This is a genomic window from Massilia sp. UYP32, from assembly GCF_050434365.1.
GTDB lineage: Bacteria > Pseudomonadota > Gammaproteobacteria > Burkholderiales > Burkholderiaceae_D > Telluria > Telluria timonae.
The window spans coordinates 1-21,629 of the sequence record NZ_JBNDIK010000003.1; the positions used below are offsets into that span (position 1 = coordinate 1).

The 21,629-nt window shown below is 66.6% G+C and carries 14 protein-coding genes; 9 read left to right on the top strand and 5 right to left on the bottom strand.

Annotation, left to right across the window (positions count from 1 at the left end):
- Positions 1–694: 694 nt before the first annotated feature.
- Both ABIB42_RS02870 and ABIB42_RS02875 read left to right on the top strand, forming a co-directional pair.
- On the top strand, positions 695–3,415 hold the full coding sequence (locus ABIB42_RS02870) for an HAD-IC family P-type ATPase (RefSeq protein WP_429247875.1): 2,721 nt from the start codon (positions 695–697) through the stop codon (positions 3,413–3,415).
- Between the two features lie 140 nt (positions 3,416–3,555).
- Positions 3,556–6,249, top strand: a complete 2,694-nt coding sequence (locus ABIB42_RS02875; protein WP_005662899.1) for a PEP/pyruvate-binding domain-containing protein — start codon at positions 3,556–3,558, stop codon at positions 6,247–6,249.
- 29 nt (positions 6,250–6,278) lie between these two features.
- Here the strand turns inward: ABIB42_RS02875 and ABIB42_RS02880 are convergent, their stop codons facing one another.
- Positions 6,279–6,968, bottom strand: a complete 690-nt coding sequence (locus tag ABIB42_RS02880; RefSeq protein WP_005662901.1) for a class I SAM-dependent methyltransferase — start codon at positions 6,966–6,968, stop codon at positions 6,279–6,281.
- A 129-nt stretch (positions 6,969–7,097) separates the two neighbouring features.
- Between ABIB42_RS02880 and ABIB42_RS02885 the strand changes: the two genes are divergently transcribed.
- A complete protein-coding gene (locus ABIB42_RS02885) occupies positions 7,098–7,802 on the top strand; it encodes a hypothetical protein (RefSeq protein ID WP_005662903.1) in 705 nt (234 codons plus the stop codon).
- A 90-nt stretch (positions 7,803–7,892) separates the two neighbouring features.
- Complete coding sequence (locus tag ABIB42_RS02890) at positions 7,893–8,534, top strand: DUF4230 domain-containing protein (protein ID WP_005662905.1); 642 nt, start codon at positions 7,893–7,895, stop codon at positions 8,532–8,534.
- A 10-nt stretch (positions 8,535–8,544) separates the two neighbouring features.
- On the opposite strand, the gene ABIB42_RS02895 is transcribed toward ABIB42_RS02890, so the two are convergent.
- A complete protein-coding gene (locus tag ABIB42_RS02895) occupies positions 8,545–9,105 on the bottom strand; it encodes a TetR family transcriptional regulator (RefSeq protein ID WP_005662907.1) in 561 nt (186 codons plus the stop codon).
- 85 nt (positions 9,106–9,190) lie between these two features.
- Here ABIB42_RS02895 and ABIB42_RS02900 point away from each other — a divergent pair, with 85 nt between their 5' ends.
- Both ABIB42_RS02900 and ABIB42_RS02905 read left to right on the top strand, forming a co-directional pair.
- Positions 9,191–10,093: an SDR family oxidoreductase gene (locus ABIB42_RS02900; protein WP_429247876.1), complete on the top strand. Its 903-nt coding sequence runs from the start codon at positions 9,191–9,193 to the stop codon at positions 10,091–10,093.
- 77 nt (positions 10,094–10,170) lie between these two features.
- Complete coding sequence (locus ABIB42_RS02905; protein WP_005662911.1) at positions 10,171–11,292, top strand: alpha/beta fold hydrolase; 1,122 nt, start codon at positions 10,171–10,173, stop codon at positions 11,290–11,292.
- 40 nt (positions 11,293–11,332) lie between these two features.
- Here the strand turns inward: ABIB42_RS02905 and ABIB42_RS02910 are convergent, their stop codons facing one another.
- Positions 11,333–11,896, bottom strand: a complete 564-nt coding sequence (locus ABIB42_RS02910) for a hypothetical protein (protein WP_005662913.1) — start codon at positions 11,894–11,896, stop codon at positions 11,333–11,335.
- Positions 11,897–12,085: 189 nt separating this feature from the next.
- Here ABIB42_RS02910 and ABIB42_RS02915 point away from each other — a divergent pair, with 189 nt between their 5' ends.
- The gene (locus ABIB42_RS02915; protein WP_229410137.1) at positions 12,086–13,030 is read left to right on the top strand and encodes a Bug family tripartite tricarboxylate transporter substrate binding protein; all 945 of its coding nucleotides are present in this window, start codon (positions 12,086–12,088) and stop codon (positions 13,028–13,030) included.
- A 66-nt stretch (positions 13,031–13,096) separates the two neighbouring features.
- On the opposite strand, the gene ABIB42_RS02920 is transcribed toward ABIB42_RS02915, so the two are convergent.
- Complete coding sequence (locus ABIB42_RS02920; protein WP_429247877.1) at positions 13,097–14,692, bottom strand: mechanosensitive ion channel family protein; 1,596 nt, start codon at positions 14,690–14,692, stop codon at positions 13,097–13,099.
- Positions 14,693–14,884: 192 nt separating this feature from the next.
- On the opposite strand from ABIB42_RS02920, the gene ABIB42_RS02925 reads away from it, so the two are divergent.
- Together ABIB42_RS02925 and ABIB42_RS02930 are read left to right on the top strand one after the other, a co-directional pair.
- Complete coding sequence (locus tag ABIB42_RS02925; RefSeq protein ID WP_005662919.1) at positions 14,885–15,910, top strand: SDR family oxidoreductase; 1,026 nt, start codon at positions 14,885–14,887, stop codon at positions 15,908–15,910.
- 349 nt (positions 15,911–16,259) lie between these two features.
- Entirely contained in the window at positions 16,260–16,925 is a 666-nt protein-coding gene (locus ABIB42_RS02930) for a PRC-barrel domain-containing protein (protein WP_005662923.1), read from the top strand.
- 628 nt (positions 16,926–17,553) lie between these two features.
- On the opposite strand, the gene hrpA is transcribed toward ABIB42_RS02930, so the two are convergent.
- Positions 17,554–21,624: an ATP-dependent RNA helicase HrpA gene (gene hrpA, locus ABIB42_RS02935; RefSeq protein ID WP_429247878.1), complete on the bottom strand. Its 4,071-nt coding sequence runs from the start codon at positions 21,622–21,624 to the stop codon at positions 17,554–17,556.
- Positions 21,625–21,629 lie beyond the last annotated feature (5 nt).

A 21,629-nucleotide genomic window follows, 5' to 3' on the forward strand; every position in this document is an offset into this window, starting at 1 on the left:
CCGGGACTGCTGAATCCAGCAATCAAGTCGTCGAGCATAGCCTTTGCACGGAACAAAGGCCAGCTACGACGAGGAAAATGATCGCACGGAACTAAACAGCTAGCAAGTGCCGCTCTCGCAAAGTCAACTTATGTAATTAAAAAGCCGCACAGGATCAACGACGCCGGCTTGCCCTTGCGCAGATGCAGCGGTTCGCTTATCTCGACCACGCGCAGGCCATGCCGCTCGAACGGCGCAATCCAACTCAAAATCGTGCGGAAGTACCAAGGCGGCGCGTCTTGGAAATCGTCGCTGCAGCCGGCCTGGCTCTCTGAGCGCCAGCCGTCGACATAGGGGCGCGTCGCCGCAGGCCCATCAAGGGGTGACGGTCCGCACGATCAGCGTTCCGCCGGCGCGCACATAAGTCGGCGCGGCGGCGAACAGGCCGTCGACCGCTTCATGTCCGATCAGCGAGAACTTCGAACGCATTCCGTCGGCCAGCAAGCTCAATGCGCGTGCCAGCGCGCGTTATGGCCGCTACCTATGTGTTGGACCAGGCGGTCGAGACGCGCCTGCTGGGCGATGCACTGCCGCCGGGATTGAAACTGCTGCGCTGACGCCGCCATACCCAAGCATCGGGGTCGGGATTCGTTGATGACCAAAACTTACTATGCTAAGTTTTGCTCATCAGGTAATCAGGGAGCTGTTTCCTTGCATGTCCATGACCACGTCCTCCATCCCTTCCACGCCGGTCGCAGACTGGCATGCGATGCCGGCCGACGCCGTCCTGCGCCAGCTGGCTTCGATCCCCGACGGACTCGCACCGGATGAAGCGGCGCGGCGCCTGGCGCTGCACGGCCCCAACACGCTGCCATCGCCACCGCGCACGCCCGCCCTCCTGCGCTTTCTGCTGCAATTCAATAACGCGCTGATCCTGTTCCTGCTCGCCGCCGCGGCACTGGCCGCCGTGCTCGAACACTGGGTCGACGCGGCCGTGATCGTCGGCGTGGTCACCGTGAACGCCATCGTCGGCTTCGTCCAGGAAGGCAAGGCGGAGCAAGCCCTCGGCGCCCTGCAAGCCATGCTGGCGCCCACTGCGCGCGTCGTGCGCGCCGGCCAGCACGCGACCGTCCCGGTGGCCACGCTGGCGCCGGGCGACGTGGTGCTGCTCGAAGCCGGCGACCGCGTCCCCGCCGACCTGCGCCTGCTGCGCGCCCGCGCCCTGCTGGTCGACGAAGCGATCCTCACCGGCGAATCGGTGGCCAGCGTCAAGACCGGTCACGCCGTCGACGCCGGTGCGGCGCTGGGCGACCGCGAAGGCATGGCGTATTCAGGCACGCTGGTCGCCGCCGGCCAGGGCCTCGGCCTGGTGGTCGCCACCGGCAGCCATACCGAGATCGGCCGCATCAGCAGCATGCTCGGCAAGGTCGAGCCGCTCACCACGCCCCTGCTGCGCCAGATCAACGGCTTCGGGCGGCGCTTCACGGTGCTGTCGATCGCCGTCGCCGCGCTGCTGTTCGCCTATGCGGTCGGCTTGAAGGGGATGGACTGGGTCGAGGCGCTGATGATGGTGGTGGCGATCGCGGTGGCGCTGGTGCCCGAAGGCTTGCCGGCGGTGATCACCATCACCCTCGCCATCGGCGTGCAGCGCATGGCCGCGCGCCACGCCATCGTGCGCCGCCTGCCGGCGGTGGAGACGCTGGGCGCGACCACCGTGATCTGTTCCGACAAGACCGGCACCCTGACCCGCAACGAGATGACGGCCTGCCGCGTGGTGACCGGTGCGGGCAGCATCGGCGTGAGCGGCGCCGGCTATGCGCCGCTGGGCGCGTTCGCGCTGCCCGAGGACGGCGCCGGCCTGCCGGCCAATGCGCGCCGCCTGGTCGAAGCCGGCCTGCTGTGCAACGACGCCCACCTGCGCCTGGCTGCGGGCGGCTGGCATGTGGACGGCGATCCGATGGAAGGCGCGCTGGTGGCGCTGGCAATGAAGGCCGGGCTCGAGCCGGACGCCCTGCGCGCCGGCCATCCGCGCGCCGACGAGATCCCGTTCGACGCCCAGCACCGTTTCATGGCCACGCTGCACGGCCTGGCCGACGGCGGCGCCGAGCTGTTCGTCAAGGGCGCGCCGGAACGCGTGCTGGCCATGAGCGGCGCGCAACTCGACGTGTCCGGGGCAAGCATGCCGCTGGATACCGCTTGCTGGGAAGGCCACGTCGCGGCGGCGGCCTCCAGCGGCGAGCGCGTGCTGGGCTTCGCCCTGCGGCGCTTCGCGCATGCGCCGCCGCAGCTGGACTTCGAAGCCGTGGACGAGCTGGTGTTCCTGGGCCTGGTCGGCTTCATCGATCCGCCGCGGCCCGAGGCGCTGGCCGCGATCGCCGATTGCCGCAGCGCCGGCATCGCGGTCAAGATGATCACCGGCGACCATGGCGCGACCGCCGCCGCCATCGCCGCGCAACTCGGCCTGGCCGAGCAGCCGGTGGTGGCGACCGGCCAGGACGTCGACGCCGTCTCCGACGCCGAGCTGCGGACCCTGGCGCGCCGCACCCACGTCTTCGCCCGCACCAATCCCGCCCACAAGCTGCGCGTGGTGCGCGCGCTGCAGGCCGAGGGCGAGGTGGTCGCGATGACCGGCGACGGCGTCAACGATGCCCCGTCGCTGAAGCAGGCCAACGTCGGCATCGCCATGGGCAACAAGGGCACCGAGGCGGCCAAGGAAGCGGCCCAGATCGTGCTGGCCGACGACAACTTCGCTTCCATCGTGGCGGCCGTGAGCGAGGGACGCACCGTCTACGACAACATCCGCAAGGTCATCGCCTGGACCCTGCCGACCAATGGCGGTGAGGTGCTGGCGATCGTCGCGGCGCTGGTGCTGGGGTTGACCCTGCCGATGACGCCGCCGCAGATCCTGTGGATCAACATGATCCTGACCATCACGCTCGGCCTGGTGCTGGCCTTCGAGCCGGCCGAGCCGGGCGTGATGGCGCGCCGGCCGCGCGATCCGCTAGCGCCGCTGCTGTCGCCCTTCATGCTGTGGCGGGTGGCGTTCGTGTCGGTGCTGTTCACCGCCGGCGTGTTCGCCGTGATGGCCTGGGCCGAACGCCGCGGCCTGGACACCGAGACGGCGCGCACGATGGTGGTCGACACGCTGTGCGTGCTGGAGATCTTTTACCTGTTCAACGTGCGCTACCTGCACATGCGCTCGTTCACCTGGCGCGGCGCGCGCGGCACGCCGGCGGTGCTGTGGGCGATCCTTGTCGTGGTGGTCGCGCAGCTGGCGTTCACCTACCTGCCGTGGATGCAGGCGCTGTTCGATACCCGCGCCGTAGCGCTCATCGACGGCGTGGCGATCCTCGGCATCGGGCTGGCGTTCATGGTGGTGCTCGAATTCGAGAAGCTGCTGCTGCGGCGCTGGGGCGTGTTCGCGGACATCAGCTAGACAATGCGCCAGGGTGGTTCCGTCCAGGCCTCGGCATGCGCATGCGTGGCAAGGCCTGGCAGCCGGGACCACGACTGCCGGGCTGACACCGCAGGCAAGGTCATTTATATTGCTCGGATTACAAAGTCAATGTGGCGGCGATGGATACGATCGATACGCAGGCAAGGCAATGTTTGGCGACCGGCGTGACCGCCGAGGGACAGGCTGCGCCATTTCTGGTGGCAATCCCGGATGCCGGCCCCGCATCCCGCGAAACGCTGGGCGGAAAGGCGTGGTCGCTGCATCGGCTTGCAGCGTCGGGATTCAATGTGCCGCCGGCCCATGTGCTGACAACCGCCTTCTTCGCGCCCTGGATCGCAAGGCTGCGCGCCACGCCGGCCTGGCAGACATTGACTCAGGCGGAGCAACCGGACTGGCCTACGGCCTGCGCCGCACTACGCATCCACGTGGACGGCCTCGAATGGGACGCCGACCAGCGGCGCGCCATCGACCTCCTGGCGAGCCAATGCCAGGCGCATGAACCCGGCGTGCGGTTCGCGGTGCGCTCTTCGTCGCCCGACGAAGACCTCGCCGCCGCCTCGTTCGCCGGCGTGTACCGCACCTGCCTGGGCGTGCCCGCTTCCCGGCTCGAGGAAGCGATCCGCGACTGCTTCGCCTCTTGCCTGGCCGTCCCGGCATTCGCCTACAAGAGCGCGCGTGCGATGCCGGTGTTCGAGCCGGCGATGGCCGTCATCGTCCAGCGGCAGGTCGAGAGCGAAGTCTCCGGCGTGGGCTTTTCCATCAATCCCCTGACGAACGACCTGGACGAAGCGCTCGTCAATGCAAGCTGGGGGCTGGGAGATGCGCTGGTCGATGGGCAGGTCGTGCCGGACCAGTTCGTGCTCGACAAGGCGAGCGGACGCCTGCTCGAAGGCACGCCGGGCAGCAAGGCATGCCCCGCGCCGCATGGCGCGGGCTTCTGTCTCGATCCAGCGCAACTGGCCGAGGTGACGGCGACGCTGGCCAGCGTCGAAGCATTGTTCGGCGCTCCTGTCGACATGGAGTTCGCCTACGCCGCGGGAACGCTGCATCTGCTGCAGGCGCGCCCGGTCACGGCATACACGCCGCTTACGCCGGACATGACTTCCCGCCCCGGCACGCCACGGACCCTGTACATGGACATCTCTCTCGCCAAGGGCATGACGATCAATGCGCCGGTGTCGCCCATGGGCCAGGACTGGCTGAAACACACCATCGCGCACCTGATCCGCCACTGCGCCGGTCCGGTCGACCTGCCGCTGGACCGGGCCGACGGATGGCTGTGCATCCAGGGTGGGCGCATGTACCTGAATCTTTCCCGCGTCCTGTGGCTGGCGACGCCCCTGCAACTCGCGCACAGCAATGCGCCGACCGACCAGCTTCTCGCGGAAACCCTGGCCACCATCGATGCCACCCGCTACCGCTCTGCGACACGGCCATCGCTGTTGCCGCTCCTGCGCGTCGTGCCCGGCGCGCTTTGGAGGCTGCGGCGCGCATTGTGGCGCAGCCTGCATGCATTCATCGCGCCGGACCATGCGCGGCGCCTGCATCGTCTGCGCGAACGCGACGCCATGGCGCGCCTGTCGGCGCCGGGCGGCAAGGACTCGACACTGCCGCAGCTGCAGCAACGGCTCGGCGCGGTGGCGATCGAGGCCATCGTCGACGTCGCCCTGCCGGCGATGCTCGCCGGCGTCGGCGCCACCGCGACGCTGGCGCGCCTGGCGCGCAGGCATTGCGACGACGAGCGGCGTCTGCTCGCCAGCCTGACGCGCGGCGCTGGCGGCAACCTGGTGGTGGAAATGGGCATCGCCATGGTCCGCCTGGCGCGCATGCTGGCGCCCGCCGACTACGCCGATACGGATTCGCTGGCTGCCCGCATCGCGCGCCGCGAGATGCCGGCAGCCTTCCTGGCCGAGTGGGACCGGTTCCTCGCTGTCTATGGCTGCCGCGGCCCGGGAGAAATGGACCTCGCCAATGCCAGCTACCGGGACGATCCCGCCATCCTGCTGCGCCAGATGTCCTTCCTCGCCGGCGTGTCCGATGAGCGCGATCCGGCAGCCGCCCATCGCCGGCTGGCGCAGGAACGGGAACGAGCCTACACGGCACTGCTGCGCAGGTTCGGGCCCGTGCGCCGCCTGCTGCTCAAACGCCTGTACGCGGTGTCGACCGCGTTTGCCGGCAGCCGCGACACACCGAAGCATATCAACCTGATGTTCCGCCAAAGCATGCGAACCCAGGCGCTGGCGCTTGGCGCAAAGCTGGTGGCAGAGGGGCGCCTGGACGATCCGCACGATATCTTCGGCCTCTACTATGCCGACCTGGAGCCGGCACACGCTGACCGGCCTGACTTGCGCGAGCGACGGCGCATGCGGACCGGCTTTCTGCAAGTGCTGGCGCGACAAGTGCACGTCTTTCCCTCATTGATCGACTCGCGTGGTCGCATCCTGCGCGCGCCGCGGCGGGACGACCGGACCGGCGGATTGCTTGGCGTAGGGATATCGCCCGGGGTAGCAAGGGGCCGCGTCAAGTGCCTGCGCAACGCGCACGAAAAGTCGCTTGCGCCGGGCGAAATCCTGGTCGCTTTCACCACAGATCCGGGATGGACGCCGCTGTTCGTCAACGCCGCCGCCATCGTCCTCGAAATCGGCGGCGCGCTGCAGCATGGCGCATTGGTCGCGCGGGAGTTCAACAAGCCCTGCGTGGTAGGCATCGGTGACGTCTTCCAGCGACTGCGCGATGGCCAGCTGGTCGAGGTCGACGGAGAGCGCGGCATCGTGCTCGTCATCGACGAGCAGGCTAAAGACAGCGTGTCCTGAAGGTCGCCTGCCATCGAGGGCAGCCGCCGTCAGCCGGGGCGATCCGGCGAATCCGGCATGACGCCGGCCAGAATGAGCGACACCGGCTTGCCGGTATGCGGATGCAGCGGCTCGCGCATCTCCACCACGCGCAGGCCGTGCCGTTCGAACAGCGCGATCCAGCTCGAGATCGTGCGGAAGTACCAGGGCGGCGCGTCCTGGAAGTCAGTGCTGAAGCCGGCCCAGCTGCCCGCACGCCAGCCGTCGACATAGGGGGCATCGCCGCAGGCCATCAAGGGGTGGACGGTCTGCACGATCAGCGTTCCACCGGCCCGCAGATAAGTCGGCGCGGCGGCGAACAGGCCGTCGACCGGTTCATGTCCGATCAGCGAGAAGTTGGCGACGGCGACGTCAACCGACAATGCCAGCTCGCCGGCCGCGATCCGTTCATACGACAGCACGCGGAAGTCGCCGCCGCCGACCGCCCGCGCCTGCCGGATAAGGCCGTCGATCGCATCCACGCCGACCATCTCCACCTCGGGCAGCGCGCGCACCAGCCAGCCTTCGCCGCAGCCGAGATCGACGCCTGTGCGCGGCGCGCGCGCGCGCACCGCCTCGACGATGGCGGCATTGGTCACCAGGGTGCGGCTTTCGATTTCTCCGCTGCGCACGGCGCTGGTCCAGGGAGTCGCATTGCGCGACCAGGATTCGAGGATTGCTGCGTCGGTATGGCTGCTCATATTCCCTCCTTGACGCCGATTATGCACCAACCGAACGCGTCGTCCCGGCATGGCGGTCGTGGTTTTCAGTGAACCTTTTTCATCGCCGGCACGAGATAATGCAGGGTCGATTCCGGATGATGCCTGCCCATGCCCCGATCAAGATACGCCTGCCTGATTGCCCTCACCTTCTTCGCCACCGCGGCCAGCGCCGCCGACGAGGCCACTCGGGTGTTCGTCGAGAACGGCGAGCTGCATTATTCCGGCTACCTGGACGACGACGCCAACCAGCGCCTGTTCGCGCTATACGACAGCCTGGCCATCAAACCGACGGTGCTCGCCATCGAGAGCAAGGGCGGCATCGTCGACTTCGGCCTCGACCTGGGCGACTGGGTGTACCGGAAGGGCCTGGACGTCAAGGTGAGCGCGTACTGCCTGTCTTCCTGCGCCAACTACGTGTTCACCGCCGCGCCGCGCAAGACCGTCAGCAACGTGGCCGTCATCGGCTTCCACGGAGGCATCAGCAGCGCGACGTTCAACCTTGGAGGTGAACGGAAAGCCGCCTACGATGCCATGACGAAGGAACAGCAGGACGCATTCTGGGCCGGCCATCGGAAGGAAATCCAGCCGCTGCTCCAGCGCGAGACCGATTTCTTCAAGAAGATCGGCGTCAGGCAGTACATCACGACGTATGGACAGGCGAGCCGCTTCGACCTGCCCGATATGGACGGATGGACCTTCACCAGGGAAGACTTCGCCCGCTTCGGCGTCGATCGCATCGAGGTGATCGACGGACCATGGCGACCGGCAATGCCGGGCAAGGCCATCACGATCACCACGATCGAGGTCGACTAGGCGCCTATCCCGGCGCTGGGGGGCGTCGGCCATCGGCTGGATCGGGTAGACTGGCCGCCGTCGCTTCCACGCACCTGCCATCGCCGTCCCATGACATCTCCGCAACGCCTGCCGATCCTGCTCGTCGCCGTCACCGCCGCCGCCATCATCTTCGCCTTCATCAAGAAGCCGGCCGAGCAGGTGGCGCCACCGCCGCCGCTGATTTCGCTGGAAAAAATGGGGCACCTCGTCTCGCTCAAGATGAACTACGCGGACGTCATCGAGTTCACGCAACCGAACGCGGTCGATATCCCCTGGTCGCAATGGGAAGTACGGCTGGGCAGCACCCGCGTGCTGCTGGTCGCGCGCGGCGATTGCACCATCGCAACCGACCTGCGCCAAGCGCGCTACGAAGACATCGACGAGCGAGCGCGCACCCTCACCATCGTGCTGCCGCCGCCGACTCCGCTGCAGGCGCGCATCAGCCACGAGGCGCGCAACCGGGGCGGCTCCTATTTCTATGCGGTCACCGAACAGGGGCTGCAAGCCTTCATTCCTTCCGCCCAGACACGCACCACGGCGATGAACAATGCGCTGGGCACGGCGCAGAAGGCGGTGCAGGCGGCCTGCAGCCAGCCGGCCGTGCTGAACACGGCCAAGGAAAACGCGGCCACCGTCATGCAGGCCACCCTGGCCGCCACCGGCTGGATGCCGACCGTCATCTGGGAACCGCTGTCGGGCGCCAGGCCCTGAGCGGCCGCGCCTATCCGCCCACCAGCGCGACGAAGCGCGCGAGTTCCTCGTCCACGAAGGCTTCCACCGGCTTGACCGGGTTGAAGGCCCACCACAGCAAAGCGCCCTGCCACTGGCTCGCCATGAACCTGCCGACGCCGGCGGGCGCGCCGGGCGTCGCGGCGAAACAGGCATCCAGCGCGACATTCAGGGTATTGCCCCAGGCGGCGCCGCGCTCGCGCAGCAGCGGGTCGCGCAGGTCTTCGCGTAGCAGCAGCAAGCCCTGGGCGTAGGCTTCGATGCCGCCATAGTCGCGCGACAGGCCGACCAGCAGCCGGCGCGCGCCAAGTGGCGTGCGCTCCATCGAGCCGATCAGATCGGCGGTGCGCTGTTCCAGCACGTCCCATGCATGCAGCAAGGCGCGCTGACGCAGCCCGGCCTTGCTGCTGAAGCGCTGCACCAGGGTCGCGCCGGACAGGCCGGTCGCCGCTGACAGGCTGGCGAAGGTCAGGTGGTCCGGGCCGCTGCCGTGCATCAGCGCGACCGCCTGGTCGAGGACCGCCAGGTCGGGAAGGGTCTTGGTGCGTGCCATGCCGGCATTATCCCATAAGCGAACAATCATTTATAATTGATTTATAAATGAACGTTTGTTTATAAATCTACCCAAGGAGATGCATATGGATCTGAACGACAGGATCGCCCTGGTGGCGGGCGGCACACGCGGCGCCGGCCGCGGCATTGCCATCGAACTCGGCGCGGCCGGCGCCACCGTCTACGTCACCGGCCGCACCACGCGCGCGCAGCAATCCGAATACGCGCGGCCGGAGACGATCGAAGAGACAGCCGAGCTGGTGACGGCGGCCGGCGGCCGCGGGATCGCGCTGCAGGTCGACCATCTCGATCCGCGCCAGGTGCAGGCGCTGGTGGAACGCATCCGCCGCGAGGCTGGCCGGCTGGACATCCTGGTCAACGACATCTGGGGCGGAGAGAACCTCAACGAGTGGGAAAAGCCGGTCTGGGAACACGACCTCGACAAGGGCTTGCGCATGCTGCGCCTGGCCATCGACACCCACCTGATCACGGCTCACCACGCCCTGCCCCTGATGCTCGAGCATGCGGGCGGCCTGCTGGTGGAGATCACCGACGGCACCGCCGCCTACAACGCCGACCACTACCGCCTGAATCCCTTCTATGACCTGGCCAAGACGGCGGTCAACCGCATGGCCTGGGCCCATGGACGCGACCTCGGCCCGCGCGGCGCCACCGCGGTCTGCCTCACGCCGGGCTGGATGCGCTCTGAAATCATGCTCGAAACCTTCGGGGTTGGCGAGGACAACTGGCGCGCGGCGCAGGAGCCGCACTTCGTGATCTCGGAAACGCCGCGCTTCGTCGGCCGCGCCGTCGCCGCCATCGCAGCCGACCCGGAAGGCGCGCGCTGGAACGGGCAATCGCTGTCGAGCGGCGAGCTGGCCAAGGTCTACGGCTTCACCGACCTGGATGGCTCGCGGCCCGATGCCTGGCGCTACATGGTCGAGGTCGTCGACGCAGGCAAGCCGGCCGATGCGATCGGCTATCGATAAAGGCAGTCGATAAATTTCGTTACTATCTATCACTATTGATAGACAATACTCGCTCCCTTTTTTTGACCGGATTTCACATGCTTGCACGCTTGCTCCATCGTCTGACCTTGTCGACGATCCTCGCCAGCGCCATCCTGGCGCCGGCCTTCGCCCAGAAACCCGAAAGCCGCGCCGAGGCGGTCAAGATTGTCGCCGACATGCGGCGCCTGGTCATGCCGGGCGCCATCGAGCGTCTTGAAGCGGTGCGCATCGGCGGCATCGACCAGTGGATCTCGGTGCGCGGCGTCGACCGCCGCAATCCGGTGCTGCTGATGATCCACGGCGGCCCGGGCTATGTGTCGATGCCCACCAGCTGGTATTTCCAGCGCGGCTGGGAAGACTTCTTCACCGTGGTGCAATGGGACCAGCGCGGCGCCGGCAAGACCTACGCCGCCAACGATCCGGCCATCGTGGCGCCGACCATGAAGCGCGCCCGCATGCTCGCCGACGCCGAGGAAATGGTGCAATGGCTGCGGCGCGAGTTCGGCAAGGAGCGCATCTTCGTGCTCGGCCACTCCTGGGGCAGCTCGCTCGGCATCGAGCTGGCCAGCAAGCACCCGGAATGGCTGCACGCCTACATCGGCATGGGCCAGGCCACCAACGGGCCGGAGGGCGAACGGCGCGGCCTGCGCTTCGCGCTCGACGCCGCGCGGCGCGACAACAACGCCAAGGCGGTGCAGGAGCTCGAATCGCTCGGCCCCTACGCAACGCCGGGCCGCCCGATCGTGCTCAAGGACATGTACCTGCAGCGCAAGTGGCTGGGCTATTACGGCGGCGCCATTCACGGCCGCAAGGACTTCGCCCACGAAGGCGCGGCGGCGCGCCTGTCGCCCGAATACACGGACGCCGACCTGCGCACGATCTGGAAAGCCAACGATTTCTCGCAGGAACACCTGCTGGCCGAAGTCATCTCGACCGACTTCAGCGGCTACAAGCGCTTCGACTGCCCGATCATCATCTTCAATGGCCGCTACGACTACAACGTCTCGTCGACCGTGACCGCCGAGTGGTTTGAGACCGTGAAGGCGCCGCACAAGAAGCTGGTGTGGTTCGAGCACTCGGGCCACGAGATGTTCAACGAAGAACCGGGCAAGATGCTCGATTCGCTGCTGCGCCATGTGCGGCCGATCGCCGAGAAGGCCGGCGACGTGGCGCCCTGAAGCCAGCCTGCCTGCGCCAGCCGGGCGCGCCGGTCAGCCATCAGGACGCGGGGATCGACTGAAGCAACGCATCGCGCGCGTCCTTGTACTGCCTGGATCCCTTCAGGCGCTCCAGGTAACGGATTGGCCGCCGCTTGTCCATGCCGATCTCGTAATTGAGGCTGCCGCGCGCACCGCAATAGGCCTCGCAAGTACGCCCGGCATTGGGAGGAGACCGATCGGTCAGCGTCAGCATGCCGTCCTTCTCTCCAACTTTGAGCACGCACGGAAAATCACCCACGATCGGCGGCGCTGGATCGCGATAGACGAACATGCCGTCCTCGAAGCGCGCCATGCCGTAAATGCCGCAGCTATGGCCATTGAAGAAATCGAGGTGCACGCGCAGGTACACATGATCGCGGTCGTACGGGACGATCTCGACGATGTCCTCGGCCTGGTAGGACTCTGTTTCGTCCTTGCCCGGCACGATGACTCCACTCATGAAACGGTGCTTGTACACGCCAGCAATGCGCTTCATCGCCTGCACTGCCGGCGAGGCCGGCGTAGCGGCAATGGCGGCGCCGGCAAGGATGATGCCGGCCAGGAAAAAGCCTGTATATTTCATTTCCAGCCTCGAATCGTAAGTACACACAACACTTTACAGGACAACGAAAGGCCCACGTACTACTACGTACGCAATCCGCATGAGCATTCGTGTAAAATCGTTTCAGCAGGTTATCGAATCATTCGCGAAATAATCAACTATATAGGTGACAAAACCATGCGAGTCTTCCCGTCCAAAGGAAAATCCCTCGTGTTCGCTCTCGCAGCAACCGTCCTCTCCGCCAGCGCCTTCGCCCAGAACTGGCCAACCGGCACCGTGACCGTGGTCGTGCCATGGCCGGCCGGCGGCCCGTCCGACATCGCGGCGCGTCCGCTGGCGAAAGGCCTGACCACCGACCTGAAGCAGTCGTTCGTGATCGATAACCGCGGCGGTGGCGGCGGCAACATCGGCACCCTGGCCGTGACCCGCGCCAAGCCGGACGGCCAGACCCTCCTGATCACCTCGAGCGCGCCGATCGTGATCAACCCGAGCCTGTACAAGAAGATGGCCTTCGACCCGGCCAAGGACCTGATCCCGGTCACCAACCTGCTGCGCGCGCCGCTGGTGCTGGTCGCCCACCCATCGGTGCCGGCCAAGAACGTCAAGGAACTGCTGGCCCACATCCAGTCGAAGAAAGGCCAGTTCTCGTACGCGTCGGCCGGCAACGGCACCCCGCAGCACCTGACCGGTGAACTGTTCCGCGGCGTGACCAAGCTCGACATGGTGCACGTGCCGTACAAGGGCTCGGCGCCGGCGATTTCCGACCTGCTGGGCGGTCACATCCCGATCATGTTCGACTCGACCATCGCGATCATGCCGCACATCAAGAGCGGCAAGGTCAAGCCGATCGCCATCTCGGGCAGCAAGCGCTCGCCGCTGCTGCCGGACGTGCCGACCTTCGCCGAAGCCGGCCTGAACATCGAGTCCTACGCCTGGTACGGCCTGTTCGTGCCGGCCAAGACCCCGAAAGCCATCGTCGACAAGATCAACGCCGAATCGCAGAAAGTCATGAAGCAGCCGGACTTCCAGCGCGTGCTGGCCGACACCGGCACCGAGTACGTGGGCGATACGCCTGAGAACTTCGCCAAGTTCGTGCAGGCCGAAAGCGCGAAATGGTCGAAGATCGTGAAGGACAGCGGCGCGACCGTCGACTGATCCACTCGATCCTGTAGTACCCCACTAAAACGGGTGACGCGGCATGGCCGGTCACCCGTTTTTTCATCAAGCCCGCTTTTCCGTCAGCGTCACGCGGTGGAAGTGCGACGACGTCAGCCCGACGCCCGCCGCGTCGAACACGTCCAGCACGTTCTGGTGCAGATGGTTGCGCACCTCGGCCCGGTCGCGCGGACTGGCGGCCGCCGCGTGCGCGCACAGGCGGTATTCGATGTAGAAATCCGACAGCGCGGCCTGCACGATGAAGGGCTTCGGTTCGGCCGCGATGCCCTGCGTCGCGCCGGCCGCCTGTTCCAGCAGCGCGTGCACCGTGCGCCAGGGCGTGTCGTAGCCGACCGTCACCTTGACCTCGGTGACGAAACCGTCCTCGATCACGCCGTCGCGCGAGAAGTTGCTGGTGGTGTTGGACAGCACCCAGGCGTTGGGCATCAGGACTTCTTCGCCGCTGCCGGTGCGCAGGCGCGTCTCGAACATGCCCATGTCGACCACCGTGCCCTCCTTGTCGCCCACGCGCACGTATTCTCCCTTGCGCAGCGAGCGGGTGTACATCAGGATCAGGCCAGCGGCGCCCTGCGCCACGATGCTCGAGGCGCCGATCGACACCATCAGGCCGGCCAGCACCGTGACGCCCTGGAAGGCGGCCGTGTGCGAACCGGGCAGGTAGGGATAGGACATCGCCAGCGCGAACAGCCCGATCACCAGGTTGACCAGGCGCCGGGTCGGCGCGGCCGTGTCCTGGTCGAGCCAGCCCACCTGCAATTCGCCGCTCTCGACCCGCTTGAACACCGAGGCCGCGGTCAGCATCACCAGGCGCGCCAGCGCGGCGATGACCAGCACCACCAGCAGGCCGGGAATGGCGGCCGCCATCGACTGGCCGATCCCCACCGCCAGCTCGACCAGGTAACTCTTGAGCCACTCGCCCCAGCTGCGGGTGTAGGCGAATTCGCCGAGCAGGAAGCTGATCCAGATATAGGTGGCCAGCAGGCGCAGGCCCCATACCACCGCCATCGTCACCTGGCGCAGGAAGCTCACATACAGCTGGGCGTCGAGCAGGCGCACGTTGCGAAAGCTCACCCGCGCCAGGCGCACGCCGAGCAGGCGCTCGAAGCGGCTCTTGACCGCGCTGCGCAGCAGCACCAGCGCGCGCAGCACGACGACGTAGGCCAGGGTGGCGGCGACGCACAGCGCGGCGGCTTCGACCAGCACGCGCGGGTCGCTCGCCTCGCGCCGCGCGGCCAGCGCGCGCTCCAGCTTGCCCGCGCTGTCGTGCGCGACGTCCTGGGGCGTGTCGCCGGCCAGCACGTTGACGTCGGCCGGCGTCACCAGGAACAGCGGCGCGCCGTCGAGCAGCACCTGGCTGCCCTCCGCCAAGCCGTTGACGGTGACGCGCTGCGGGCCCTTGCCCGACAGGGCCTTGTCGAGGCGCCGCTGGGCCGCTTCGAGGCGGTCTTGCGGCGAGTGGCCGGCCAGGGTGGCGCGAAACACGAAGACCTTGCGGGTGGCGACGGTGAAGTCGGCGCGCGCGGTCGGCTGGGCCGGCGCGGCCGCAGCCGCGGCGGCCGACACAGTGTCGGCCTGGGCGGCCTGGGCGAAGGAATACAGCCCCAGCAAGGCAAGGACAAGGAATGCGCGGATGATTGCCATGGGAAAACACAAATCGGTAAAAACGAAATGTTGCCCCAGATCACTTCTACTCAGCAGGCAAAGTACCCACTTACAACAGCCCAGCACCAGATCTTGCCAACAAGCTACCGTGTTCCGTGTCTTTTCGATAACGACTAACATCTTCGCCACTACCTGGCTGCGTTGGCAGCCCCACCCCATCAAGGAGCAAGCATGAGTTCGGAAGACCAGAAGCCAGAAGGCGTGACGCCGTCGCGCCGCCGTTTCGTGAGCACCGTTGCCGCGGGCGTGGCCGCCTCGGCCGCCGCCGTCCCGGCCCTGGCCCAGCAGGCGGGCGGCGGCAACCAGCCGGCGCCGGGCGCGATGCGCGAAGCGGCCAAGCGCTATCCGCGTCCGCCCTTCCCCAAGCAGGACCAGCCATGGCCGGCCCTGGCCAGCAAGATGACGCCGCGTCCCGACCACGGTGAAACGACGTATCGCGGCAGCGGCCGCCTGGCGGGACGCAAGGCCCTGATCACCGGCGGCGACTCGGGCATCGGCCGCGCCGCCGCGATCGCCTATGCGCGCGAAGGCGCCGACGTCGCCATCGGCTACCTGCCGGCCGAGGAACCCGATGCGCGCGAAGTCATGCAGCTGATCCGCGACGCGGGCCGCAAGGCGGTGGCCATTCCCGGCGACATCCGCGACGAGGCCTTCTGCAAGAAACTAGTGGAAACGGCGGTGCGCGAACTGGGCGGCCTGGACATCCTGGTCAACAATGCCGCGCGCCAGCAGAACAACGCCTCGATCCTCGACATCACCAGCGAGCAGTTCGACTGGACCATCAAGACCAATATCTACGCCGTGTTCTGGATCACCAAGGCGGCGATTCCGCATATGTCGGCCGGCAGCGTCATCATCAATACCTCGTCGCAGACGGCCTACGATCCGCCGGAAAAACTGCTCGACTATTCGGGCACCAAGGCCTTCGAGGTGGCGTTTACGAAGTCGCTGGCCAAGCAGATGGCATCGAAGGGAATCCGCGTGAATGCGGTGGCGCCGGGTCCGGTGTGGACGCCGCTGCAGCTGGCGGGCGGCAATTCGCCGGAGGGGCGCGAGAAGTTCGGCGAGGACACGCCGATGAAGCGTCCGGGCCAGCCGGCCGAGCTGGCGACGATCTACGTCACGCTGGCCTCGGACGATGCGAGCTACACCACCGGCCACGTGTATGGCGCGGCGGGCGGAGGCGGGCAGCCGTAAGCACTTGCTTCGGCCTGCCCGGTGCTGCCGGGCGGGCTTCAGCCGCGACGCAGCAGGCGCGTCAGCAGCGAAACGAAGGAACGGGTGCGGATCTGCTGGCCCAGCGGGCCGGCATTGGTGCAGCGTGCAATGACGGTCATCTCATTTCCTCCTAGACATAGCTTGGCAGATTAGCCATGCCACGCGTACTCATCTGTGCGCTGGATCGCATAAGGCTCCAGCCTGCTCGACGCTAGCGCGCGCGCCCCGATCCGGTAGCGTCCTATCATGAACCCTTCGTAGGGCGAGGGTCTGCTCAATCGGAGTGACCGTCGCATTGTTCGCAACGTCAATAGACAAGGAGGAACATATGGGCTACGCAGACCGCGATAAATACGGTATCTACAAGGACAGCACCAGCGCAGGTCCGGGACCGTCCCTGATGGGCGCCGACACCTTGATCGGCGACAGCGTCGTCAATGCCGCCGAGGAAGACCTGGGCGACATCAAGGAAATCATGCTCGACATGCAGACCGGCCAGGTGGCCTATGCCGTGCTGGCTTTCGGCGGCTTCCTGGGCGTGGGCGAAAAGCTGTTCGCCGTGCCCTGGCAGGCGCTGCACCTCGACACGGTCAACAAGCGCTTCGTGCTCAACGTCGAGAAAGACCGCCTGAAATCGGCGCCCGGCTTCGACAAGGATGCCTGGCCGGACATGAGCGACCTGAGCTGGGCCAGCGGCATCCACAGCTTCTATGGCACCGACCCGAACCGTTCAGGCGCACCGACCATGGGGCCGGGCGTGCCGATGGGCGGCATGGTCGGCGGCGCCGGCACCGGAAGCAGCACCTATGCGGGCGGCGCGATGGGTTCGAGCGTTGGCGCCGGGCACGCCGGTTCCAGCAGCCTGGGCGGCGCAGGCGCCGGCATGGGCGATTCGCGGGCGAACCAGGGCCCGGGGTCCAGCATCGATCCACGCTCGGGCAACCTGGGCGATGACGACGACCTGAGCCGTATCCGCGGCAGCAATATCGGATAAGGCCGGGCTGAATGAGGAGGTGTCGGCACGAGGAGAGCATCAGCGTCCCCTCGTGTCGAGACCATAGGCCCGCGGCGCCAAGCCGTCATAGTCCATGAGTACCATGTTGACGGCAGAGTCTGCACTCTACTTGGCGAGCAGATACCTCGCCGATTTCGCAAGGCACGCCACCGTGATCATGATCCAGACATGATCGACTGCTTTTGAAGACGTGAGCAAACATGCTCAGCGTATTCCTTCCTGCCCCGAATCGTCCTATTGACCGTATTCGTACCTGACAGGCGTGACTTTCCCGCCTGCCACTAGCAGACGCCAGCAGCAGTGTCTGACGTCGCCGTCAAACTCGCCACGGGTAGCGCCGTTTCACCGTACAGGCATTGGTGGCGAACCCTCTTCTATCACTTCTTTCATTAAACCGGTACTGACGGACGGTATGCGTTACTTTATTGCCGCTTGGGTTTCGCGGCACAAGTAAGCATTTTCGATGATGTCCTCCGAGCTTATATGATGCAGACACCAGATACTGACTGAAGTTCCGTTTAATACGCACAGACATCTGCCATGGGCGTGAAACAACGTCCAAAAATGACGGACAACGTCAGTTGTGCCCCGTCCAAGTCACAAGCAATTACCGCAACATCGACTCCCACACCTTCTGCAGCCGCTTGGCCGACACCGGCATCGGCGTCCTCAGCTCCTGCGCGAACAGCGACACCCGCAGCTCTTCCAGCATCCACCTGAACTCGACCATGCGCGGATCGTTGTTCTTGCCCGCCATATTCTTGAGCGTGCGCTGGAACTGGCTGGCCGCGTTCTGCCACTCGGCCATCAGCTGCGCGTCGCGCGACGGATTGCCGCGCAACTTCTCGAGACGGACGTTGATCGCCTTCAGATAGCGCGGGAAATGCGCCAGCTGACTATATTCGTTGTCGGCGATGAAGCGCTTGTGCACCAGCGCCTGCAGCTGCGCCTGGATATCCGACGCCACTGCCGAAGGCAGGGCCTGCACGCGCTTGGGCAGGCCGTGGTACTCGCCCAGGATCTGGCCCGCCAGGCGCGCCACCTCGTTGATGAGCAGGCCGATGCGGCCCTTGCCCTCGTCCTTGCGTTTGTTGAACGACGCCGCATCGACCGGCAGCGGATCCTGCAGGCAGGCGATGTCGATCGCCTTGGCCACGATCTGGTCGCGCAGGTCTTCCTGCGAGCCGATGTTCATGAACTGCATGCCCATGCCCTGCAGGCCGGGGATGTTCTTCTCGGCGAACTTCAGCTGCTCCTTGAACTGCAGCGCGAACAGCCGGCGCAGGCCCACGCGGTGGGTGCGCGCGGCCACGTTCGGATCGTCGAACACCTCCAGGTCGCAATGGGTGCCCTTGTCGACCAGCGCGGGGAAGCCAATCAGGGTCAGCTTGCCCTGGTTGATCTCCAGCAGTTCCGGCAGCTCGCCGAAGGTCCAGCTGGTGAGACCGGTGTGCTGGCGGCCCGATGCCGCTTCTTGCGCAGGGGCGATCTGCGGCGCATTGCCCTTCCCCTTGCCTGCGGGTGCCGGCGGAGCGCTCGGCGCAGCCGCCACCGGCCGCGCCGCCTGCGCACGCCCATTGGCCGCAGATGGCGTCGCTTCCGCCATCTTCTGGAAGCTCTGGCGCGCCTGTCCGCCCAGCTCGGCCTGGAGCGTCGCGAGATTGCGCCCCATCTCCAGCTGGCGGCCATGCTCGTCGATGACCTTGAAGTTCATGAACATGTGCGCCGGCAGGGTCTCGAGCTTGAAGTCGGCGGTCTTCACCGCCACGCCCGTCTGCGCGCGCACGTCCATGATCAAGACGTCGACCAGGTCGCCGCGCCCGAAGGCGTTCGCCGCATGGATGCGATCGACGAACTTGGCCGCGTATTCCGGCAGCGGCACGCAGTGGCGGCGCAGCTTCTGCGGCAGCGATTTGAGCAGCAGGTGCACCTTTTCCTTGATCATCCCCGGCACCAGCCAGGCCGGCCGCTCTTGCGGAATCTGGTTCAGCGCGAACAGCGGCACGGCGAGCGTGACGCCATCGCGCACGCTGCCCGGCTCGAAGTGGTACGTCAGGCCCATCTCGATGCCGGTGACGACCATCGTCTTCGGGAACAGCTCGGTGGTGACGCCGGCCGCCTCGTGCCGCATCAGTTCTTCGCGGTTCAGGTACAGCAGTTTCGGGTTGTCGCGCGCATGGTCCTTGTACCACTTCTCGAAACCGGCGCCGTTGACGACGTCGAGCGGAATCTCCTTGTCGTAGAAGGCCGCGATCAGCTGGTCGTCGACCAGCACGTCCTGGCGACGCGACTTGTGCTCGAGGTTCTCGATGTCCTTCACCAGCTTGTGGTTGTGGATGTAGAACGGCAGGCGCGTCTCGAAGTCGCCCGCCACCAGCGCGTCGCGGATGAAGATCTCGCGCGCCTCACGCGGATTGCGCTGGCCGTAGTTGATGCGCCGGCCGCCATAGATGACGATGCCGTACAGGGTCGCGCGCTCGAGCGCCGTGACTTGCGCCTGCTTCTTTTCCCAGCGTGGCTCGCCCCAGGATTTCTTGAGCAGGTGGCCGCCGATCTTTTCGACCCACTCGGGCTGGATCTGGGCGATGGTGCGCGCATACAGGCGCGTGGTCTCGACCAGTTCGGCCGCCATGACCCAGCGTCCCGCCTTCTTGCCGAGCGTCGAGCCGGGCCAGATGTGGAACTTGATGCCGCGCGCGCCAAGATACACGCCGCCCTGCTCGTCCTCGGACTTGAAACCGATATTGCCAAGCAGGCCAGTGAGCAGCGCCAGGTGCAGCTGCTCATAGGTGGCCGGGCTTTCGTTCAGGCGCCAGCCCTGCTCGCGCACGATGGTGAGCAGCTGCGAATGCACGTCGCGCCACTCGCGCAGGCGCAGCTGCGACAGGAAGTTGGCGCGGCAGTTGTCCTGCAACTGGCGATTGGTCTTCTTGTGCGCGATCGCGTCCTCGAACCAGGCCCAGATCTTCAGGTAGCTCAGGAATTCGGATTTCTCGTCCGCGAACTTCTTGTGCTTCTCGTCGGCCTGCTGCTGGTATTCGATCGGCCGGTCGCGCGGATCCTGCGTCGACAGGGCCGAGGCCACGATCAGCATCTCGGTCAGGCAGTGATTGTCGAGCGCGGCCAGGATCATGCGGCCCACGCGCGGGTCGAGCGGCAGCTTGGCCAGCTTGCGGCCCAGCGGCGTCAGCTCGTTGTTGTCGTCGACCGCGCCGACTTCCTGCAGCAGCTGGTAGCCGTCGGCGATCGCGCGGCCCTGCGGCGCCTCGATGAAGGGGAAGGTCTCGACGTCGGTCAGGCGCAGGGATTTCATGCGCAGGATGACGGCCGCCAGCGACGAACGCAGGATCTCCGGTTCGGTGAACTTGGGGCGCTTCTGAAAATCGTCTTCCTCGAACAGGCGGATGCAGACGCCGTCGGCCACGCGGCCGCAACGGCCGGCGCGCTGGTTGGCCGCCGATTGCGCGATCGGCTCGACCTGCAGCTGCTCGACCTTGTTCCGGAAGCTATAACGTTTTACGCGCGCCAGGCCGGTATCGACCACGTAGCGGATGCCCGGCACGGTCAGCGAGGTCTCGGCCACGTTGGTGGCCAGGACGATGCGGCGCGCGTTGCCGCTCGGGCGGAACACGCGGTCCTGCTCTTCCACCGACAGGCGGGCGAACAGCGGCAGGATGTCGACGTGCGGCGGATGGTGCTTGCGCAGCGCCTCGGCGCAGTCGCGGATCTCGCGCTCGCCCGGCAGGAACACCAGCACGTCGCCCGAGCCGATGCGGCACAGCTCATCGACCGCGTCGACCACGCCATCCATCAGGTCGCGCTTCTCGCGCGCGGCCTGCGCCTTCGGCAGCGGCTTGGTCGGGTCGACGGCAGGGGCGCCCGGCACCGGGTCGCGGTCGATCGGACGATAACGCACCTCGACCTGGTACAGGCGGCCCGAGACCTCGATCACCGGCGCCGGCTTGTCGTTGGCGGCGAAGTGGCGCGCGAAGCGCTCGGCGTCGATGGTCGCCGAGGTGATGATCACTTTCAGGTCCGGCCGGCGCGGCAGCAGCTGCTTGAGGTAGCCGAGCAGGAAGTCGATGTTCAGGCTGCGCTCGTGCGCCTCGTCGATGATGATCGTGTCGTAGTTGCGCAGCAGCGGATCGGTTTGCGTCTCTGCCAGCAGGATACCGTCGGTCATCAGCTTGACCGACGCCCCTTTTTGCAAGGTGTCGTTGAAGCGCACCTTGAAGCCGACGTGCTCGCCCAGCGGCGAGCCGAGTTCCTGCGCGATGCGCTTGGCGGTCGACGACGCGGCGATCCGGCGCGGCTGGGTGTGGCCGATCAGCCCCTTGCCGCCGCGGCCCAGTTCGAGGCAGATCTTCGGCAGCTGGGTGGTCTTGCCCGAACCGGTCTCGCCCGAGACGATGACCACCTGGTGCTCGAGAATGGCTTTCGCGATCTCGGCGCGGCGGCCCGATACGGGCAGGTCTTCGGGGAAGGTAATCGGGGGCAGCGGATTGCGCACCACCGGCGCTTCTTCGCGCGGCGCGCGTTCCTGGCGTGGACGCGACTCGCCGCGCTCGCCCTGTGCACCCGGTGCACGACGGGGACGGCGTTCGGCGGAGGCTGCGTTGGCGGTGGCGCTCGCTTCGCGCGCCGGCTGTTGCGAAGGCTTGTTACTCTGTTCAGACATTGATT

Bases quoted from the DNA above. Each gene is read 5' to 3' on its own strand.
- ABIB42_RS02870 (WP_429247875.1), top strand. From the start codon at position 695: ATGTCCATGACCACGTCCTCCATCCCTTCCACGCCGGTCGCAGACTGG.
- ABIB42_RS02875 (WP_005662899.1), top strand. From the start codon at position 3,556: ATGGATACGATCGATACGCAGGCAAGGCAATGTTTGGCGACCGGCGTG.
- ABIB42_RS02880 (WP_005662901.1), bottom strand. From the start codon at position 6,968: ATGAGCAGCCATACCGACGCAGCAATCCTCGAATCCTGGTCGCGCAAT.
- ABIB42_RS02885 (WP_005662903.1), top strand. From the start codon at position 7,098: ATGCCCCGATCAAGATACGCCTGCCTGATTGCCCTCACCTTCTTCGCC.
- ABIB42_RS02890 (WP_005662905.1), top strand. From the start codon at position 7,893: ATGACATCTCCGCAACGCCTGCCGATCCTGCTCGTCGCCGTCACCGCC.
- ABIB42_RS02895 (WP_005662907.1), bottom strand. From the start codon at position 9,105: ATGGCACGCACCAAGACCCTTCCCGACCTGGCGGTCCTCGACCAGGCG.
- ABIB42_RS02900 (WP_429247876.1), top strand. From the start codon at position 9,191: ATGGATCTGAACGACAGGATCGCCCTGGTGGCGGGCGGCACACGCGGC.
- ABIB42_RS02905 (WP_005662911.1), top strand. From the start codon at position 10,171: ATGCTTGCACGCTTGCTCCATCGTCTGACCTTGTCGACGATCCTCGCC.
- ABIB42_RS02910 (WP_005662913.1), bottom strand. From the start codon at position 11,896: ATGAAATATACAGGCTTTTTCCTGGCCGGCATCATCCTTGCCGGCGCC.
- ABIB42_RS02920 (WP_429247877.1), bottom strand. From the start codon at position 14,692: ATGGCAATCATCCGCGCATTCCTTGTCCTTGCCTTGCTGGGGCTGTAT.
- ABIB42_RS02925 (WP_005662919.1), top strand. From the start codon at position 14,885: ATGAGTTCGGAAGACCAGAAGCCAGAAGGCGTGACGCCGTCGCGCCGC.
- ABIB42_RS02930 (WP_005662923.1), top strand. From the start codon at position 16,260: ATGGGCTACGCAGACCGCGATAAATACGGTATCTACAAGGACAGCACC.
- hrpA (WP_429247878.1), bottom strand. From the start codon at position 21,624: ATGTCTGAACAGAGTAACAAGCCTTCGCAACAGCCGGCGCGCGAAGCG.